The organism is Corynebacterium sp. HMSC067D03 (assembly GCF_001811185.1).
Taxonomy (GTDB): domain Bacteria; phylum Actinomycetota; class Actinomycetes; order Mycobacteriales; family Mycobacteriaceae; genus Corynebacterium; species Corynebacterium coyleae.
Genome location: NZ_KV803787.1, coordinates 21,093 through 39,046, shown reverse-complemented (window position 1 = coordinate 39,046; position 17,954 = coordinate 21,093). Strand labels below are relative to the sequence as shown.

The following is a 17,954-nucleotide window of genomic DNA, read 5'->3' as shown; positions in this document are numbered from 1 at the left end:
TCCAACCGCACCGGCAACGCCACACGCTGGGGTTTGTCTTCAACCGAGACCGTGTCCGCCGAGTTGATTTTGACGAAACGGCGCGCCTCCGCCAGGTTGTCCGCCGCCGTCGACCGGATCACGTCCAGGGTCTCGCGCGCCGCGGCGTCGTCGCCGAGCTGCTTATCCAGCGCGCGGCCGAGCAGCACGATCGAACTGAGCCCCTGTGCCATCGTGTCGTGCACCTCGCGCGCCAGGCGTGCTCGCTCCTGCGCCACGCCCGCCGCATGCTCCGCCGCGGCGCGCTCCCGCTGGGCCGAGCGCAGGTCATCGGCCATCTGCTTGTAGTGGTCCGCCTCCGCGCGCAGCGCCCGGTACGCGTGCACGATGAACACCGCGAGCACCGTGCCTATCGACGGCCCCACCACCGCACCGATATTTCCACCAGCACCCGACCCCACACTAGGTCCCACACCAGGCCCGGCCACTGCCCACAGGGACACACACAGCAAGCCGGCCGCAGCCAGCAGCTCCCACCAGCGCGGCAGGATCACACACGCCAACATGACCAGCGGAAACTCCAGCCACACGAAGTCCGCGGAAACCTGTACCAGCCCCACCCACAGCGCGGCCACGACCGCCAGCCACGCGTACGGCGCCCAACTTGGATAGGCCCGGCCCTCGTAGTGCCACACCGTGCCCGCCATGTACACAGCGGCGAAGACGGTGGAGAGAACGAGGCCGGGCAGGGGGTCGTCGATACGCAATTGCCCCATAAGACCCACCACAAGCAATACGGCGACCAGCACGTGCAAGCTCACGCGCAACAAATCCAGAATCCGGGTCGTGGACAACATAGGACTGAGCGTAGATCAACCGATCGGTTGATTGGGATTTCAACCGCCCGCCCGATGTGGAACAGTGCAGGTCAAAGCCATAATCGGAGTCATGTTCGTAGGTTTGAGAGAAATGAAGTCGGCCAAGGGGCGCTTCGGGCTGATCGTGGGCACGGTCACCCTGATCACCCTGCTGGTGGTCGTGCTGACCGGCCTGACCGCAGGCTTGGGCAAGCAGAACACCTCAGCACTTGAAGCGCTCGAGCCGGAATCCGTTGTCTTCCAGGACCCGGAAGACCTGTCGTTTACCACCTCGCGCGTGGAGGCTCGCGACGGCATGACCCCGCTTGGCACCAGCCAAATGCTGCTGACCAAGCAAAACGGCGAAGATGCTGCGGTGGCGATCCTGTCCCTGCCGGAAGGCACCGTGCTGCCGGGCGGCCAGACGCTGGGCAAGGACGCGGTTGCCGCGCCGGGCCTTGAACTCACACAGGGCGAGGAGATCACCGTCGCCGGCAAGGCCATCACCGTCGGCGCGATTGGCGAGGACCTTGCGTTCTCCCACTCCCCTGTCCTGTGGGTGCCCACGGACTTTTGGAAAGAGATCATGCACACCGACGCTGACGGCACCGTGCTGCTCGCCGACCACGAGGTCGAAGGCGGTGTGTCGTTAAAGGAGTCCTTCGAGGGCCTGCCCGCGTACTCCTCTGAGCAGGGCTCCCTGAAGCTCATCCAGGGCTTCCTCTACGCGATCGCCGCGCTGGTGATCGTCGCGTTCCTCACGGTGTGGACGATGCAGCGCGGCCGCGACCTAGCCATCCTGAAGGCCATCGGCGCATCGAACAAGTACCTGCTCAAGGACGCACTCGGCCAGTCCGCGGTGCTGCTCGGCGCAGGTGCGCTAATCGGAGGCGTGGTCGCCTTCGGCCTCGGGCTGGCGATGCAGGGCGCTGCACCGTTCTCCCTGACCGCACTCACCGCCGTCGCCCCGCCAGTTGCCATCTGGGCGCTCGGCATGGTCGGCGCAATGATCGCCACCCGTTCCATCACCAAAGTTAACCCTCAACAGGCCCTTGGAGGTGCCGCATAATGCTTGAACTGAAAAATGTCACCGTCGCCTTCCAGGACGGCCAGGAAATGCGAACCGTGCTGGACAACATGAACTTCACCGCCAAGCCCGGCGAGCTGACCTTCATTGTTGGCGAGTCCGGCTCCGGAAAATCCACCATGCTTTCCGTCGCCGCGGGCCTGATCACACCGGATTCCGGCACCGCCACCCTCAACGGCGTTGAGGTGAACAACGATGTGCGCCGCGACAAGATCGGCATGATCTTCCAGCAGGCCAACCTGATCGCCGCGCTCAACGTTCGCGACCAGCTGCTGGTCACCGACGACATCCGCGGCATCAAGCCACGCCCGGACCGCGCCGATGAGCTCCTGGCCAAGGTCGGCCTCGAGGGTCTTGGCGATCGCCGTATGGGCGAACTCTCCGGCGGTCAGCGCCAGCGCGTCGGCATCGCCCGCGCGTTGATGGGTGAGCCAGAGCTTTTGCTTGCCGACGAGCCCACCGCCGCCCTCGACCACGACCGCTCCCAAGAGATTGTGAAATTGTTGCGTGACCTGGTTGAAGAGCGCAACATTGCCTGCGGGTTTGTCACCCACGACCGCTCGCTGATCAATCCGCGCGACGAGGTCTTCGAGGTTGGCGTCAACGCACGCACCCCGGTCTACGCATAAGACTGCGCTTATATGTCTGGGGTTTGTATGTCTGGTGCTTCAATCGCTGGCGCTAGCGCAGGAGCGTGCGCGACCACAGCGCCAGCACCGTAAACGCCAGCGCGCCGAGCACACCGGTAGAGATCAGGGTGCCGGACAAGTAGCCCGCATCCACCACCGCAGCACCAACCGCGGAACCGGATGCGATACCGACCTGGAACGTGACCACGTACACCGAACTTGCCAGGTCCTGGTTGCGCTGGCCTGCGTGCAAGAAGATGGTGGTGGCCACCGTGGGCAGCGCACCGGCGGCCATGCCGAACACGGCGATCACCGCGAACATGCCTAGGCCGCTTCCGGCACCGAGCGCGAGCAAACCTGCGATGGCGGACACCACCATCACGGCAGCGGCCAGGGCATTGAGCCGGATCATTCGGCTATCCACCCTCCGGCCGGCGATCGTGATGCCGACCAAGCCCGCGATGCCGTACAGGGACACGCCGAACGGCACATACGCGTGGCCGGCGGTGCCTTCCACCAGCAGCGCCAAGTACGTAAAGGTGGAGAAGATACCCGTCACCGCGAGCAGCACGTACACCACAAGCGAAGGGATGGCGGACTTCGTCTTCGTCACCTTCGCCCTGTTCGCCGGTGGCACCGCCGGCAGGCTTGGCAGGGTAGCGATCAGGGTGACCAGTGCGCCGATCGTCGCTACGCCAAGCACCCACGTGGATGCCCGCCAGCCGATCATCGTGCCCAACGCAGTGGTCAGCGGCGAGCCAGCAACCAGCGACAAGGTAGAGCCGATGGACACCGCGGCCACCGCCTTACCTGTCTGCCCGGCAGGTGCGATGCGCGCTGCCATCGGGTTGACCAGCGACCAGAACACGCCGTGTGTAAACGCTGCGGTGACGCGCCCGGCGACCAGCATCCAGTAGTTGCTCGCCGTTGCTTGCAGCACGATCCCGCCGAGGAGAAACACCAGAGTGGCGATAAGCAGCGGACGCCTATTGACGCTGCGCGTGAAGTGGATCAGCGGGATGGTCACCACTGCGACCAAGCCCGCATAGACGCTCATGAGGAGGCCAATTTGGCCTTCGGAGACGCCGAGGTCTCGCGCCATCGGGGAGATGAGCCCCACCGAGAACATCTCGAAAGTGACATAAACAAAGGCGGCGAAACTCATCGCCGCCAGTGGTACGAAGGGGAATTGGCCCGGGGTTTTCTGGGGGGTTTTCGCGGTGTTGGACACCGCGCCAAATTACGCCTATCGCCCGCCCATGACAAATGCTGCCCCAGCGCCACCAATGATTGTCAACAGAGCGACGACGATGCCGATGATCGCACCGACAGGCATCGACGCTTGTGGTTCGTTCTTCTGGCGCTCAACCGAGGTGGAGAAGTCAACGCTGATGTTGGTGGTGGTCTTCGACTCAGTCGGTGTGGACGGCTCTGTGGTCTTGCCAGGCTTGTCCTTGCCGCGCTGTACCGGTGGCACGTCGTACGGAGTGGTCGGCTTGGGAGCGACGGGCAGAGTGACCGAGTCGCCACCATTGGCGCAGGCCTCGCGTGCCTTCTTGAAGGCATCGCGGAACTGTGCCGCATTGACCGAGCCGATGGCTTCCTTGGACGAGGCGTGCGCGTTTACCCACTTTTTGCGCTGGTCTGCCGGCATGTCTGCCAGAGCGCCCTCGAGAAGCCTGTCGCTAATTTCCTGTGGGAAAGCGGGGTAAATGTCGCGTGGGTCAGTGGCGCTGATGGTGCCACTTTCAAGGGCGTCATCCACAACGCGCCAGAACTCAACATGATCCAGCGCCAGTCCGTCTTCACTGGATACCAGCACGCTGTTCATGATTTCGGTGAAGTACCACTTTGCGCCTGCCGGATCTACATTTGCGGCAGTAGCGATGCGGTCTTCCCAACGGGCGGTTTCAGCGTTGCGGTTGGCATGGAACTGCCTGAAGTATGGGCCGTTGAATGCTTCGAGGAATTCTTGTGCGATGGGCGCAGCTTCCGGGAACGCTACCTCGAAGGCGTTGGTCCACTGCTGTTTTTGCTGCGCTTGGGGGCTCCTAAGGTCTCGCGGCAATGCTGCGGCGAAATCCTTTTCTGCAATGCTCATTTGCAATGAGCACACGCCGTTAATGGGCTTGCCTACAGTGGCCGCGTCGGCGGAGGGCACGGCAGTGACAGCCGCTGCTGTAGTAGCTGTCAGGGCAAGCGCTGCGATCCTCCGTTTATTTAACACATAAGTAAGCGTAGCGCAGATGTCCAACTATTCACCCTTCGTGAGTAGGGTGACCTGCGCCTCAAGTACGGGCCAGTCCGTGCTTAATTAACGTACGTGCTGGTTGGAGAAAGCTGAGTTAGTGCTACTCAGGAAACTCTCATGTAACGAAAAGGTGAATGTATCCCCGAAAAGGGCTATTCTTCCACGTCAAGGCCTAAATAACACCTATGTAATTCTGTCGAAGCGTGCTTACCTGCGACGGTGTGCGCCAACAGAATCGGCGATCCGAGCCGCAATATCGCGGGCAAACGGGCTCACCCCTCGAATCGTTCCGGCACCCGGTCCGTTGATGTTGTCAAACCCCAACACGTACAAACCAGGCGTGTCCCGGGGCAGCCCGCGGATAGGCCCGAGGGCCGGTCGAAACCCGGTTGCCCAGATGATCACGTCCGCGTCCACCTCGTCGAGCGAACCCACCATCGGACGCGCCTGAAGCAGGCCGGCGTCGCGCGCTCGGCGCACCTCCGGTACGACGACGATCTCTCCGCCGAAGTCCACCCCGCCCGGATCTGGCTCCCCCTTCGCAATCGCAGTGAGGCGCTCACGATTGCGGCGAAACAGCGTGGAACCGTCCACGTCGTCCGGCATGAAACCCGGTGCAGAACGTGTCAGCCACTGCGGCTCCACCCCATTGAGCACGAGGTCCGCCGTGATCTGGGCACCCGAGTTACCGCCACCGACGACCGCGACGCGCTGGCCTGCGAAATCTCCCGGTCGCGTGTAGTGCGCCGAGTGCAACTGCCTGCCCGAGAACTCACCCGGCACAAACGGCACGAACGGCGCAGACCAGATCCCGGTTGCAACCACCACGTTGCGGGCGTGGAGGTTTTGGGGGCGGATGGTGAAGCCAGTGTCGTCGATAAGCACACGCTCCACACGCTGCCCACGGCGAATGGGAAGGTCGTAGCGGGCCTCGTAGCGCGTTAAATAATCGACGACATGATCACGCGGCGGATACCCATCAAACGAAGGCATCGGCCAACCCGGCAGGTTGGAAAACTCCGCGCGCGAAAACAGCGTCAGCGAGTCCCAGTAGTTCGGCCACGCCCCACCGGGAGCGTCGGCGGCATCCAAAACCACGAAGTTCACGCCGTATTTGCGTAGGTAATACGACACGGCAAGGCCGGACTGGCCGCCGCCGATCACGACCGCATCAAGCATCATTTCGCATCTTCGCGGTTGCGGGACGGATGAACTCGGCGATCCGGCTCGCTGGCGCCGTCGCGTCACCGAATGCAGTGGCAGCAGCCAGTTTCGCAGCCAAAGCGTGCACGGCCACCGCGCCGGCGAGTGCGACCTCCTCCCATAGCCGCTTGGCATGCATAAGCGCCAGGTGCGCCCCCGCGATGCCCGCGAGCACATCGCCCGATCCCGGAGTCGCCGCCCAGGAATGCCCCGCGTCGATCGCGTACGCCGTGTACGGGTCGCCCTCGTGCGCAATCACCGTCACCCGCCCCTTGCGTACCACCGTGCACTGCAGCGCGGCGGCCAGCGCGATGGTCTCGGCCATGCGGTCGCTCTCCCCCACGTTGGCCGCCTCGCGTAGGCGGGCGAACTCGCCGTCGTGCGGGGTCAGCACCGTCATCTGTTCGCGCTTGGCCACCTGTTCGCGCAGGTTGGGGTGTTGGGTGAGCAGGGTCAGGCCGTCGGCGTCGATAAGCACAGGCACCTCCTGGCCGAGCACCCACCGCAACTCCTCCGCCGCGGCCTCGTCAGTGCCCGCGCCCGGCCCGAACACCCACGCCTGCACCCTGCCAGCATCCTGGAGCGTGTGCGTAGCGACGACCTCCGGGTGCGCCCGCACCACCTCCACCGCCTGTGGGCCCGCATAGCGCACCATCGCCGGGGTGGCGTACACCGCGCCCGCAGTAGACAGGATAGCCGCGCCGGGATAGCCGCCGCTGCCTGCGCGAATGCCGACCACGCCGCCGGTGTACTTGTCGTCCGCAGGAGCCGGCGCGACGTCTTGCAGCGGTGGCTGCCACAGGGTCTGTATCCCGTCGGGCCACTTCTGCTCGGACCACTTCTGCTCCGGCAGCACCGCCCGGTTTGCAATCAACAGCGGCGGGCCATCCTCTGCCCACAAGGTGAGTTGGTCGCCGAGCGTTTCGTGCAGGCGCTTGCCCGGCAATCCGATGTCGGCGAGCAACTGCACCCCGCACGCTGGCGACAGGGCGTGGGCGCGGCGCCACCCGCCGAAGGTGACCGTCACATCGGCGTTGACGTGGCACTGCCCTGCCCAGCCGGTGTCGGCCTCCACGCCGGTGGGCACGTCCACGGCCAGCACTTGGGCGTTGAGTGCGTTGGCTAACTCGACGGCGGGGCGAAGGTTCTCGCGTACCTCGCCGGTCGCGCCGATGCCCGTCATCGCGTCGATAACCAGGGCGTAGTCCTGCCACTGCTCCGGGAGTTCCTCCAGCACCTCCCCGCCGGCCGCTGTGAACGCCCGCAGGGCACGCTCCTGCGCCGAGCCTGTGGGCAACACCGCATCCACCCGGTGGCCTGCCAGCAACAATTCCGCACCTGCGTAGAGGCCGTCTCCCCCGTTGCCGCCAGGCCCTGCAAGCACGAGCACCCGGGCGCGTGTCTCAGTAACCCCAGCGAGCATCACGTTGGCTACCTCCGCCACGGCGTGGGCCGCGGACTGCATCAACTGGTCCTCGAACTCCTGCGCCGCAAGCAGGGGTGCTTCCGCAGCTCGGATCTGGTCGGCGGTAAACGTGGAGGAAAACATGCCTGCCACCGTAGCGCTACCACCGTGTGGAGGTAGCGGGGTGCGTGGTGTCGCAGCAAAGCAATAGAATTGCGCGCATGCCGTACACGACCGGTTTTGACCGCGAAAAATATATTGCAATGCAGTCCGAGCACATCCAAGCGCGGAGAGCCGAGGTAGGCGGCAAACTCTACCTGGAGATGGGTGGGAAGCTTTTCGACGACAACCACGCCTCCCGTGTTCTCCCCGGATTCACTCCGGACAACAAAATCGCCATGCTTGACCGCATCAAGGACGAAGTGGAAATTGTCATCTGCTTCAACGCTGGCGATGTTATCCGCCAAAAAGTGCGCGCGGACCTGGGTATTACATACGAAGATGACGTGCTGCGTCTTGTGGATGTGTTCCGCGACCGCGGATTCCTCGTCGAAAATGTGGTGTGCACCCAACTCGACGGCCACAACCGCACCGTGGAGGCGTTCCTCGAGCGTCTTTCCCGCCTTGGCCTGAAGGTGTCGCGCCACTACATGATCCCTGGCTACCCCAACGACACCGCCAAGGTGGTCAGCGAAGAAGGGTTTGGCCGCAACGACTATGTGGAAACCTCCCGCGACCTGATTGTCATGACTGCGCCGGGACCTGGCTCCGGCAAGCTGGCCACCTGTCTGTCGCAGGTCTACCACGAGAACCAGCGAGGCATTGCCGCAGGTTACGCCAAGTTTGAGACGTTCCCCATCTGGAACCTGCCGCTCTCCCATCCGGTGAACCTAGCCTACGAGGCGGCCACCGCGGACCTGGACGATATCAACGTGATCGACCAGTACCACCTCGACGCCTACGGGGAGAAGGTCACCTCCTACAACCGCGACATTGAGGTCTTCCCGCTGCTGAAGACGCTGCTGCGTGAGGTTACGGGCACCGAGCCGTACCAGTCCCCGACCGACATGGGCGTCAACATGGCGGGCTATTGCATTTCCGACGACGAGGCCTGCCGCCACGCCGCCCAGCAGGAAATCATTCGCCGCTACTTTGCATCGCGTGTCGACGAACGCCGCACCGGCTCCGACTCCTCCATCTCTGACCGTGTGATGAACGTGATGCGCAAGGCGGATCTCTCTGTGCAGGACCGCGTTGTGGTTGCCCCTGCGCTCGACGTCGCGGAGGCGACCGGCAAGCCGGGTGCAGCACTTGAGTTGCCGGACGGCCGCATTGTCACCGGTAAGACTTCTGACCTGCTCGGACCTTCGGCTGCGGTGCTGCTCAATGCCCTGAAGCAGCTCGCGGGTATCGACGACGATGTGCACCTGCTCTCCCCTGATTCAATTGAGCCGATCCAGTCGCTGAAGACCCGCCATCTGGGTTCGGTCAACCCGCGCCTGCACACCGACGAAGTACTTATTGCCTTGTCCGTGTCGGCGGCTTCGAACCCGGACGCGGCGCTCGCGTTGGATCACCTGAAGTCCCTTCGTGGTTGCGATGCTCACATCACGGCGATCCTTGGGTCTGTGGACGAGGGCATTTTCCGCAACCTTGGCGTGCTTGCAACGTCTGAGCCGCAGTACTGGCGAAAAGGGCTGTACCACAAACGCTAAGAAAATCTTAGATTTCTTCTTTAAAACGGCTCCGCTCGTTGTATTTGTGGTTTATGGTCGCCTGTATGCCTGTACAACAACCGCCGGTGGAGACCGCGTTGGCTCAGCTCAACGACGGCATTGCTGCCGCCCGAGCTGACCAGCGTGAGGAAGTCACGCTACCCAAACAGACCGCTGCCTGGATCCGTGATCTGCTCGAGGATCTTGCGGAGGGGCGCCTCATGCGCCCACCCAGCCCCGAAGATGAAATGACCACCCAGCAGGTAGCTGACCTGCTCAACGTGTCTCGTCCATACGTGGTCAAGCTTATCGACGAAGGCACACTGCCTGGCCACAGAGTCGGTACACACCGCCGCGTGTACACGCGCGACGTATACGCCTACAAAGAACGGACCCGCTCGACGTAGACTGCCAGGCATGACCAGCAAAATCCTGCTCTACTACAAGTTCCAGCCCATCGCCGACCCGGACGCGGTGCGTCTGTGGCAGCGTGACCTGTGCGAAGGGCTCGGCCTGACCGGCAGGATTATCGTCTCCGAACACGGCATTAACGGCACCGTCGGCGGCGACATCCGCGCCTGCAAAACCTACGCGAAGAAGACCAAAGAGTACTTCAAGGGCATCGAGTTCAAGTGGTCCGAAGGCGGTGCCGAAGACTTTCCGAAACTCAGCGTCAAAGCCCGCGATGAGATCGTGGCGTTTGGCGCACCGGGGGAGCTGAAGGTTGATGAAAACGGTGTGATCGGCGGCGGAAAACACCTCACTCCGCAGCAGGTCAACGAGTTCGTGGAGGCCAACCCGGACGTGGTCTTCTTCGACGGGCGCAACGCCCGCGAGGCCGAGATCGGACGGTTTAAAAACGCGGTGGTGCCAGATGTGGAAACCACTCACGACTTCATCAAAGAGCTCGAGTCCGGCAAGTACGACTGGATGAAGGACAAGCCGGTCATCTCGTACTGCACCGGCGGCATTCGCTGCGAGGTGCTGTCCAGCCTGATGATCAACCGCGGGTTCGAAGAGGTCTACCAAATCGACGGCGGCATCGTCCGCTACGGCGAAGCCTTCGGCAACTCCGGCCTGTGGGAGGGCTCCCTCTACGTGTTCGACGACCGCATGCACACCGAATTCGGTTCCGCGGACGACCCGGACTACGTCCAGCTCGGCCACTGCGTGCACTGCGGGGAGGCGACCAACCAGTTCTACAACTGCGCCAACGAGCCGGAGTGCCGCCAGCAGTACTTAAGCTGCGAGGCCTGCCGGGAGAAGAACCCGTACTGTGCGCAGTGCGCAACTACATCGTTGCCAGCATCCCAATAGTCAGAATCAGCCACGCCATGGTGAACGGCACGAGCGGGATCCAGAACACGCCCATCCACGGGATCCAGCGCTCGTAGCGGTTGAGTTTGCGCACCATGATCACCGCGCAGCCAATCAGGCCGGCGATCGGTGGGAGAGAGGTGACTACAGCCCAGGTGGTGCGCCAGGTTGGGGTGCACAGCCAGGTGGCGTCGCCGTCGCTGCACAGCGGCCCGCCCTGCAGGCGGGCGACCAGGCCTAACACAAACGCCAACAGGAACGTCACCCCAACGGTGCCCAGCGCCCACGTGATCGCCTGACGGGTGGAGCGCTTATTGCGCCGGTCTACCTCCAGCGGATCCGGGGCATCCGCCAACTCATCAAAGGAACGGGGCTCCGGGCGAACGCGGGAAAAGCGGTCGGCGGGGGAGTGCAGGTCGTTTTCAGGATGGTCGCGCATACGCCCTAACCTACTTCGCTGCCTCCGGACAGACGATGACGGGCACAGGCGCGTAGCGGATGAACTCGCCTTCGAGCGTGCCCAAAAACACCGTGCGCAGATTCGGCGACGGCTGCGAACCCAGGCACATGATGTCGCCCTTGCGCCACTTCACCGAGTCAATCGAGCGCTTCCAGTTCTTGCCGGTGGACACGGAGCTGGTCACGTCGAAATGGTCGAGGCGGTCGGGGGAGAGTTCGCATGCGTACTCCCAGGCTCGGTCGCGGGCGTGGTCAAGCATGCCAAGGGTGCGTTCGTACCATTTCGGGCCGTGCTCGTCGTAACTCGTCGGGGAGAACGCGATGATGCGCAGCGGCAGGTGCAGCGCGCACGCGAGGGCGGTGGCGTAGTCCAGGCCGTAAAACTCGGGCTCTTTCTTCCCGTCGGTGTCCACCACGGCGTAGGTCACGCGCGTGATGCCCTTCTTAGACAGCTTCACTCCGCGCGGTGCCAGCCCGAGGGGGATGGGGGAGGAGTAGAGCATTTCGTCCGTAACGCTGGACGGGCGCAGCCGGCCCTTGGGTGATTTTGCGCGGGAGCCCATCACGATGAGGTCAGCGTTGAACTCTAAGGCGTTGTCGAGAAGCGAGCGGACGGTATCTTTGCCGTCCTTGAGCGTGGCTACCTCTTTGGACCACTGCGCTTTCGGGATCTGCCCGTCGAGTTCATCGACCACGCGTTTGTGGAACTCTTCGCGCATCTTCTTCAGCTGCTTCTTGCGGCTCTTCGCCGAGGTTGTCAGCGCCTGGATCGGCGGCAGTTGCGCAGATGCCATGACCTGCACCTTCATCGGCAGGGAGCGGCCGAGCCAGGTGGCAAACTCGACGGCTTCGCCGCTTGTGGTGTCCCAGCCAACCGCAACGCGGAGAGGAGCATCCGAATCGACAGTGTTCGGTAGGCGTGCAGACTCGGGGGATACAGCGTGGTGGCTCACGTCGTGGCTCCTCGAAGTGGCAGTGTCGCTAGCAAACGTTTGAACATCAACATCATATGTGGCGTCGGCGACGCACCGAAAACGGCGTTACCATTGCGCAGATGTTTGTGTATGAGGGTGAGGTGTCGCACGAGTGGCGTCGTCGCCACGCATTGCGCGAGCTCAACGCAGGGCGCATGCGTATCGACGACGCCTGCGACGCCGACTTCATCCTCCGCGCCGCCGCCGAACACCACGGCACCGCATCCCCACGGCCCTGCCCCATCTGTGGCGCCGAACTGCGGGAGATTACCTGGGTGTACAGCGAAAAACTCGGCCGACGCACCGGCACCGCCCGCAGCGCAGAAGAAATCGACCGCATGGTGCACGAGGTCGGCCCCATCACCGTCCACTTCGTGGAGGTTTGCCGCGACTGCAAGTGGAACCATCTGTTAAAGGAAGTCACTGCAGTACCAGTAGTGTGATTTCGCGTTGGCCGGGTAGGGTGTGCATAGAAAACGAGTAGGTAGCTCGCGGTTTCGCCCTCCCCGCGGGGGCCGCGAGTCAAATTGCGCAGGGAAAAACGAGTGTCAGATAAAGACAACGGCGGCGACACGACCGCCAAAAAGAAAAGCAACGGCTCAACGACCGTCACAACCAAGAAACGGTCGCGCGCATGGCAGTGGTTTATCGCGTTCTTGCTGTTCTTGGCCATGATTGCGGCGATCCCGCTGGCGTGGTTCTTCTGGAGCTACGCACGCGCCGAGGTGCCCGAGCCGGGCAAGATTGAAACGGCGCAGATCTCCAACATCTTCTACCGCGACGGCGACAAGGAACTCGCCCGCATCGTCCCGCCGGAAGGCAACCGTAAGCAGATCCCGCTTGACCAGGTGCCCGAAGACGTCCAAAACGCGGTGCTTGCGGCAGAAGACCGTGACTTCTGGACCAACTCCGGCTTCTCCCCGACAGGCTTCGCTCGCGCCGCCATCGGGCAGCTCACCGGCAACGCATCCGCAGGTGGCGGCTCCACCATCACCCAGCAGTACGTGAAGAACGCACTGGTGGGCAACGAGCACTCCTACGAGCGTAAAGCTAAAGAGCTCGTCTACTCGGTGAAGATGACCAACCAGTGGGAAAAGGCCGACATTCTGCGCGCCTACCTGAACACGGTCTACTTCGGCCGCAACGCCTACGGCATCGAAGCCGCAGCGCACGCCTACTTCAACAAACCAGCCTCCCAGCTCACACTGGAGGAGGGCGCAGTCCTGGCCGCGTCGATCCAGCTGCCGAGCCAGCTTGACCCGTGGACCAACCGCGAAGCCGCGGAAGGCCGCTGGAACTACGTCATGGACGGCATGGTGGAAACCGGCGCCATCACCCAGGAGCGTCGCGCGGCCGCCCACTACCCGGAGACCCGTGACCCGGCCACCTACTCGGCCTACACGGAAGCAACCGGCGCAAACGGCCTGATTAAGAACCAGGTTGTGGCGGAGTTGGCCACCATTGGCATCACCGAGGACGACCTGACCAACCGTGGCCTGCAGATCACCACCACGATCGATGCCGGCACCCAGCAAAACGTCGAAGAGATCACCCGTCAGCGCCTGTCCTACCTACAGGATGACGCCCGCTCCGGCGTCGTTGCCATCGAGCCGAGTACCGGTGCCGTGCGCGCCTACTACGGCGGCGACGACCCGTCTGGCTGGGACTACGCCAACGCGGGCCTGCAAACGGGTTCGACGTTCAAGATCTTCGCGCTCGCGGCCGCCCTGCAGCAGGGCATCCCGCTGACGTCCATGTTCGATTCTTCCCCGGTGACCCTGCCGGGCAACCACGTCGTGACCAACTGGGACGGCGGCGGAGGCGGAATGCTGTCCATGACTGAGGCCACCCGCGTGTCCTCCAACACCGCCTACATGCGCATTCAAGACGAACTGGACAACACCACCCAGGACACCGCCGACATGGCGCATGCCCTCGGCGTGGCCAAGTCCATCCCGGGCATCCCTGTAACGCTGCGTGAAAACGGCGGCCAGCCCTACGAAGGCATCGTGCTGGGCCAGTACCAGTCGCGCGTGCTGGACATGGCTACCGCAGTGGCAACCCTGACCAACCGCGGCGCCATGCACCCAACCCACTTCGTGGAAAAGGTTGTGGACGCCAACGGTGAGGTCCTCTACGAGGTGGACCGCAACTACACCGAACGTCGCGTCTCCGAGCAGGTGGCGGACAACGTGCTCGAAGCAATGCAGACCGTGCCGGCGTACTCCAACGCGGTGCTCGCTGGCGGCCGCCCGTCCGCGGCAAAGACCGGCACTGCGCAGCTGGGCAACACCGGCATGAACAAGGACGCCTGGACGGTCGGCTCCACCCCGCAGCTCGCTGTGGCCGTGTGGGTCGGTACCGCCGACAACACCTCCGCCATCTTCAATGAGTGGGGCGGCATCATGTACGGCTCGAACACGCCGTCGCAGATCTGGAAGCAGGTCCTGGACACTGAGCTGGCGGATCAAGACTTTGAGTACTTCGAGCCGGCAAGCCCGGTGTACTGGGGCGTGAACGCCTACAAGGGTGGCGTTGGCCTGGGCGGTTACTACTCCACTCCGGCAACCCAAAACTCGGCTACCGGGACTGCGCCGACGGAATCCGAGTCGGCTGCATCTTCCGCTCCGAGCGAAGCACCTGCTCCGGCACCAGCACCGGCTCCCGCGCCAGCACCGGCACCTGCACCTGCTCCCGCACCGGCGCCTGCGCCGGACTTGCGTGATGCTGTCAACGATGTGATCGGCCAAGTTCAGGAGGCGTTCCAGTAACAGCATGTCTCAGACTGATCAAACAACCGTCACATGGCCGGACCCGGCCGACCGCGTCCAGCCCGGCAAAACCGAACCGGTGGCACGCGGCTGGGTGAACTACCTCGGCGGACCAATGGGCCGCTTCGCCCAGATCGGCCGCGCCCGGTTCTGGACGCCGCTGCGCGCCATCATCGCCGTCGCATACATCTTCTTGTCCTTCGGCGCACTACAGAAGTCGCGCTGCGCTGGCGGCAAACTGGACGACAACGGCATCATGCAGCTCAACTGGGACGGCAACCGCCAGTTCGTCGCTGCCTGCTACAACGACATCATCCCGCTCTACGGAGCACGCGGTCTGGACCAGCCGGGCTTTGTCTACGCCTACTCGTGGGTAGAAGACGACCTGACCCGCTACATGGAATACCCGGTGCTCGCTGGCCTGTTCCAGCAGCTCAGCGCCTGGATCGCGCGCGGTACCTACTTCCTGACTGATAGCTTCCTGCCGGAATCTGGCTGGTACTTCTACGTCACCGCACTGCTGATGTCCATCATCTGGGTGATCACCATCCGCATGGTCGCGGAACTTGCCGGCAACCGCATCTGGGACACGCTGCTCGTCGCCGGTTCGCCGCTGCTGATCGTCCACGCGTTTACCAACTGGGACATCCCCTCGATCTTCTTCGCCGTCGCAGCGATGCTCGCGGCGCGCAACCGCAAGTGGTGGCTGGCCGGTGTGCTCGTCGGTTTGGGCACCGCGTTCAAACTGTGGCCGCTGTTCATCCTCGGCGCGTACCTCACTGTGGCGATCCGCAAGCGTGACCTCGTGCCGTTCTTCAAGATGGTCGGCGCCACCGCCATCACCTGGATCGCCGTCAACGCGCCGGTGTACCTGCGTTACCCAGACGCATGGAGCGAGTTCAACCGCCTCAACACCGACCGCGGCTGGGAGTGGACCACCATCTACGCGGTGCTCTCCCGCGAGTTCGGGTGGGCCGGCTTCGACTCCGGTGAGGGCGCCCCGGTGATCCTCAACGCCGTCACCCTGATCCTGTTCCTGCTCGGCTGCCTGTTCGTCCTCATCCTCGGCCTGCGTGCGCCGCAAACCCCGCGCATTGCGGAACTGATCGTGCTCATCGTCGGCTTCTTCCTGCTGTTTAACAAGGTATGGAGCCCGCAGTACTCTCTGTGGTTCGTGGTTCCCGCGGTCCTCGCACTGCCGTACTGGCGTCTGCTGCTGTCCTGGATGGTGGCGGACATGATGGTTTGGCCGGTGCTGATGTGGCACATGATGGGCGACGACAACATGGGTGTGCCGGGTTGGTTCCTGGACATCTTCATCCTGGCGCGCGATGCGTTTATCGTGGCGGTGATGGTGCTCGTCGTCAAGCAAATGCTCGGCAAGCGCCCGGACAAGGTCCGCGACGCGCACAACGGCCACGACCCGCTGATGTCGCTGCCTGCGCAGTGGAAAGAGCCTGTGCTTATCGACGAGCCCACGCCCGAGCCTGAGGTGGAGGCGGTGAGTACGCAACCATGACCACCGCAACGGTCCTCGGCATCGTCTCTATCCTGATCGCGTTTGCCCTGTTCGGCGCGTCGTTCTACATGGCAACGAAGGGCCGCAAGAAAGAGTCGATCATCTACGGCGCGGTTGCGTTTGTGTTCATGACGATCATCCCGGTGTCGCTCGCACTTTTCGTCGCGGTGCCAAACCCGACCTGATCTTCGTCGTTACAGTGGGGCCATGCTTACGAAGAAGATGGTTGCCCTGACAGTCGCCGCCACAGCAGGACTTGCCGTGGCGGCGTGTTCTGATTCTGGCGAGACTGCGCCCGAAACAGTCACTGAAACCGTCGCGCCCGAAACGGTGACGGAAACGTCGAACGCTGGAGCCGCTGTGTCCGAGGATCTCCCAGCCGCTGTGACCGGCTACTCGGACGAGGCGCGCAAGGATCTTGTCGACGAAAACGTGACCGAAGCCGAAGTCCAAGACGTCTTAAAGGCCGCCCAGGATGGCAAGGCCAAAGTGGAGTGGGACGATGACGGCTACTTCGAGGTGGAGTTCGGCGAAATCGACATTGATATCGATAAGGACGGCCTCGTTTTAGACGTCGACCGCTAAGACCGAAGATTTTCGCGTTTTGCTGCGGGTTCTGCTCGGTGAAAATATCCTGAAAGCACCGTGTCCGATACCGGACTGCTGTTGCTAAAAAGGAGCCCGCGTTGAACCGTCGAATTCTTACCCTGCCGCTCGCCGTATCGCTGGTCGCGGGCGGCCTTGCCCCAGCTGCAGTCGCCGCTACAGTCGGGCCGAATGAAGGGCCCATGGTGTTGGCGGCGAACGGGATCTGCATGTTAAAGCTGAACGACCGGGAAGCGGCAACCTACAGCGCTTGGGCCAACGTCAGCACACAAGAGGTGTACGCCAACGCTGCGGTGAAAGCATTTGAGGTGCTGTACCCCGGAACAGAGAACATCGTTCGGGAGTTCCGGGCAGAACCCTCGCTTGCAGAGCTTGTGGAGGCACAGAAGAATCTCGCAAGCAGGCTCGCAGACGCCAAAGAGGCTCAAAAGCGCACTGAGCAGCGGTACACGGAACGCCTCCAGCAGGTAGGTATGGAGCATGTGCTGGCACAACACCTCACCGAGGAACTTACAAAGGTCGAGGTGTGGGCGGTAAAGCCGAGCATCAAACAGGGCAGCATCTCGGAGCGGCCGGTCAGCGCACTTGGTGTTGAGGAGGCGAACCGTGTGCGGGGCAAGCGCGTGAACCGGCAGGACTTTGAAGACGTTGCCTGGAAGAGCTTCGTTGTGCAGGGCAACCTGTCCCAGTCCGATCTGAAGACTTTCCGGAAAACGTTCTTGGCCGCCGACGATGTCCAACTCGCCATCGGGGGAACGACGGCGTACCTCGAAGTGGATATGAACGCGCGGGTTGCCTGCGCAGACGGCGGCAACCGAGAGGTGAAGTACCCGACCAGCATTGACGAGGTTCGTAATTGGAACATCGACTCGCTGCGCGGTGAGGCGGGCTTGAGCAGTTTGAGTTCTCAGGGTGAGGTTGAGGTATCCCCGCTCGCGATCGTGGGCCTTGTGGTCGGAGTTCTCGCAGCTTTGGGTATTGCGGTTGCGGCGGTCGGGCCGTCGTTGGGCATCCCGCTGCCGGCTCTGCCGAAGTTGCCGGGGTTGCCGTTCTAACGCCAGCCGTTGGTGCCTGCCAACGATTGGTTGCCGGCCAATTGTCCGCAATGCGGAGTCTTTCATGTCATCCCCGCGGCCAGGGTTTTGAGCAGTGCAAACCGTGGGGTAGTCTGTTCAGGTTGCT

The 17,954-nt window shown here is 63.1% G+C and carries 18 protein-coding genes; 11 read left to right on the top strand and 7 right to left on the bottom strand.

The window, feature by feature from the left end; all coding sequences use genetic code 11:
- Positions 1-836: histidine kinase dimerization/phosphoacceptor domain-containing protein (locus tag HMPREF2785_RS02525; RefSeq protein WP_141750626.1), on the bottom strand; the 836-nt coding region annotated here is incomplete at its 3' end.
- A gap of 112 nt (positions 837-948) precedes the next feature.
- On the opposite strand from HMPREF2785_RS02525, the gene HMPREF2785_RS02520 reads away from it, so the two are divergent.
- Positions 949-1,905: an ABC transporter permease gene (locus HMPREF2785_RS02520; protein WP_371326401.1), complete on the top strand. Its 957-nt coding sequence runs from the start codon at positions 949-951 to the stop codon at positions 1,903-1,905.
- Positions 1,905-2,552: an ABC transporter ATP-binding protein gene (locus HMPREF2785_RS02515; protein WP_070450720.1), complete on the top strand. Its 648-nt coding sequence runs from the start codon at positions 1,905-1,907 to the stop codon at positions 2,550-2,552. The genes HMPREF2785_RS02520 and HMPREF2785_RS02515 overlap by 1 nt, the downstream gene beginning before the upstream one ends.
- Positions 2,553-2,604: 52 nt before the next feature.
- Here HMPREF2785_RS02515 and HMPREF2785_RS02510 read toward each other — a convergent pair whose 3' ends face one another.
- The 4 genes from HMPREF2785_RS02510 to HMPREF2785_RS02495 all read right to left on the bottom strand — a co-directional run bounded on the left by HMPREF2785_RS02510 (position 2,605) and on the right by HMPREF2785_RS02495 (position 7,555).
- A complete protein-coding gene (locus HMPREF2785_RS02510) occupies positions 2,605-3,717 on the bottom strand; it encodes an MFS transporter (protein ID WP_070614188.1) in 1,113 nt (370 codons plus the stop codon).
- A gap of 81 nt (positions 3,718-3,798) precedes the next feature.
- Positions 3,799-4,653: a hypothetical protein gene (locus HMPREF2785_RS02505; protein ID WP_070614184.1), complete on the bottom strand. Its 855-nt coding sequence runs from the start codon at positions 4,651-4,653 to the stop codon at positions 3,799-3,801.
- A gap of 357 nt (positions 4,654-5,010) precedes the next feature.
- The gene (locus HMPREF2785_RS02500) at positions 5,011-5,982 is read right to left on the bottom strand and encodes an NAD(P)-binding domain-containing protein (protein WP_070614183.1); all 972 of its coding nucleotides are present in this window, start codon (positions 5,980-5,982) and stop codon (positions 5,011-5,013) included.
- Entirely contained in the window at positions 5,975-7,555 is a 1,581-nt protein-coding gene (locus HMPREF2785_RS02495; RefSeq protein ID WP_070614182.1) for an NAD(P)H-hydrate epimerase, read from the bottom strand. Before HMPREF2785_RS02495 ends, HMPREF2785_RS02500 begins: the two co-directional genes overlap by 8 nt.
- A gap of 77 nt (positions 7,556-7,632) precedes the next feature.
- Between HMPREF2785_RS02495 and HMPREF2785_RS02490 the strand changes: the two genes are divergently transcribed.
- From HMPREF2785_RS02490 to HMPREF2785_RS02480, 3 genes are all read left to right on the top strand, one after another.
- Positions 7,633-9,126, top strand: a complete 1,494-nt coding sequence (locus HMPREF2785_RS02490; protein WP_070614181.1) for a DUF1846 domain-containing protein — start codon at positions 7,633-7,635, stop codon at positions 9,124-9,126.
- A 65-nt stretch (positions 9,127-9,191) separates the two neighbouring features.
- Entirely contained in the window at positions 9,192-9,533 is a 342-nt protein-coding gene (locus tag HMPREF2785_RS02485; RefSeq protein ID WP_070450708.1) for a helix-turn-helix domain-containing protein, read from the top strand.
- 10 nt (positions 9,534-9,543) lie between these two features.
- Positions 9,544-10,443 (top strand): oxygen-dependent tRNA uridine(34) hydroxylase TrhO, encoded by a 900-nt coding sequence (locus HMPREF2785_RS02480; RefSeq protein WP_070422062.1) that lies wholly within the window; start codon positions 9,544-9,546, stop codon positions 10,441-10,443.
- Here HMPREF2785_RS02480 and HMPREF2785_RS02475 read toward each other — a convergent pair.
- Positions 10,418-10,882 (bottom strand): hypothetical protein, encoded by a 465-nt coding sequence (locus HMPREF2785_RS02475; RefSeq protein ID WP_070422061.1) that lies wholly within the window; start codon positions 10,880-10,882, stop codon positions 10,418-10,420. The genes HMPREF2785_RS02480 and HMPREF2785_RS02475 overlap by 26 nt on opposite strands.
- A gap of 10 nt (positions 10,883-10,892) precedes the next feature.
- Positions 10,893-11,855 carry a universal stress protein gene (locus HMPREF2785_RS02470; protein WP_070614180.1) on the bottom strand — a complete coding sequence of 321 codons (963 nt, stop codon included), beginning with the start codon at positions 11,853-11,855 and terminating at the stop codon, positions 10,893-10,895.
- Positions 11,856-11,956: 101 nt separating this feature from the next.
- On the opposite strand from HMPREF2785_RS02470, the gene HMPREF2785_RS02465 reads away from it, so the two are divergent.
- The 6 genes from HMPREF2785_RS02465 (at position 11,957) to HMPREF2785_RS02440 (ending at position 17,827) form a co-directional block, all read left to right on the top strand.
- On the top strand, positions 11,957-12,319 hold the full coding sequence (locus tag HMPREF2785_RS02465) for a DUF5318 family protein (protein WP_070422103.1): 363 nt from the start codon (positions 11,957-11,959) through the stop codon (positions 12,317-12,319).
- A gap of 102 nt (positions 12,320-12,421) precedes the next feature.
- A complete protein-coding gene (locus HMPREF2785_RS02460) occupies positions 12,422-14,647 on the top strand; it encodes a transglycosylase domain-containing protein (RefSeq protein ID WP_070614179.1) in 2,226 nt (741 codons plus the stop codon).
- 4 nt (positions 14,648-14,651) lie between these two features.
- Positions 14,652-16,166, top strand: coding sequence for a glycosyltransferase family 87 protein (locus HMPREF2785_RS02455; RefSeq protein WP_083279383.1), 1,515 nt, complete (start codon positions 14,652-14,654; stop codon positions 16,164-16,166).
- A complete protein-coding gene (locus HMPREF2785_RS02450; RefSeq protein ID WP_070422058.1) occupies positions 16,163-16,351 on the top strand; it encodes a hypothetical protein in 189 nt (62 codons plus the stop codon). Before HMPREF2785_RS02455 ends, HMPREF2785_RS02450 begins: the two co-directional genes overlap by 4 nt.
- 22 nt (positions 16,352-16,373) lie before the next feature.
- Positions 16,374-16,751 carry a hypothetical protein gene (locus HMPREF2785_RS02445; protein ID WP_070450698.1) on the top strand — a complete coding sequence of 126 codons (378 nt, stop codon included), beginning with the start codon at positions 16,374-16,376 and terminating at the stop codon, positions 16,749-16,751.
- Positions 16,752-16,852: 101 nt separating this feature from the next.
- Positions 16,853-17,827, top strand: a complete 975-nt coding sequence (locus tag HMPREF2785_RS02440) for a hypothetical protein (RefSeq protein ID WP_070450696.1) — start codon at positions 16,853-16,855, stop codon at positions 17,825-17,827.
- Positions 17,828-17,954 lie beyond the last annotated feature (127 nt).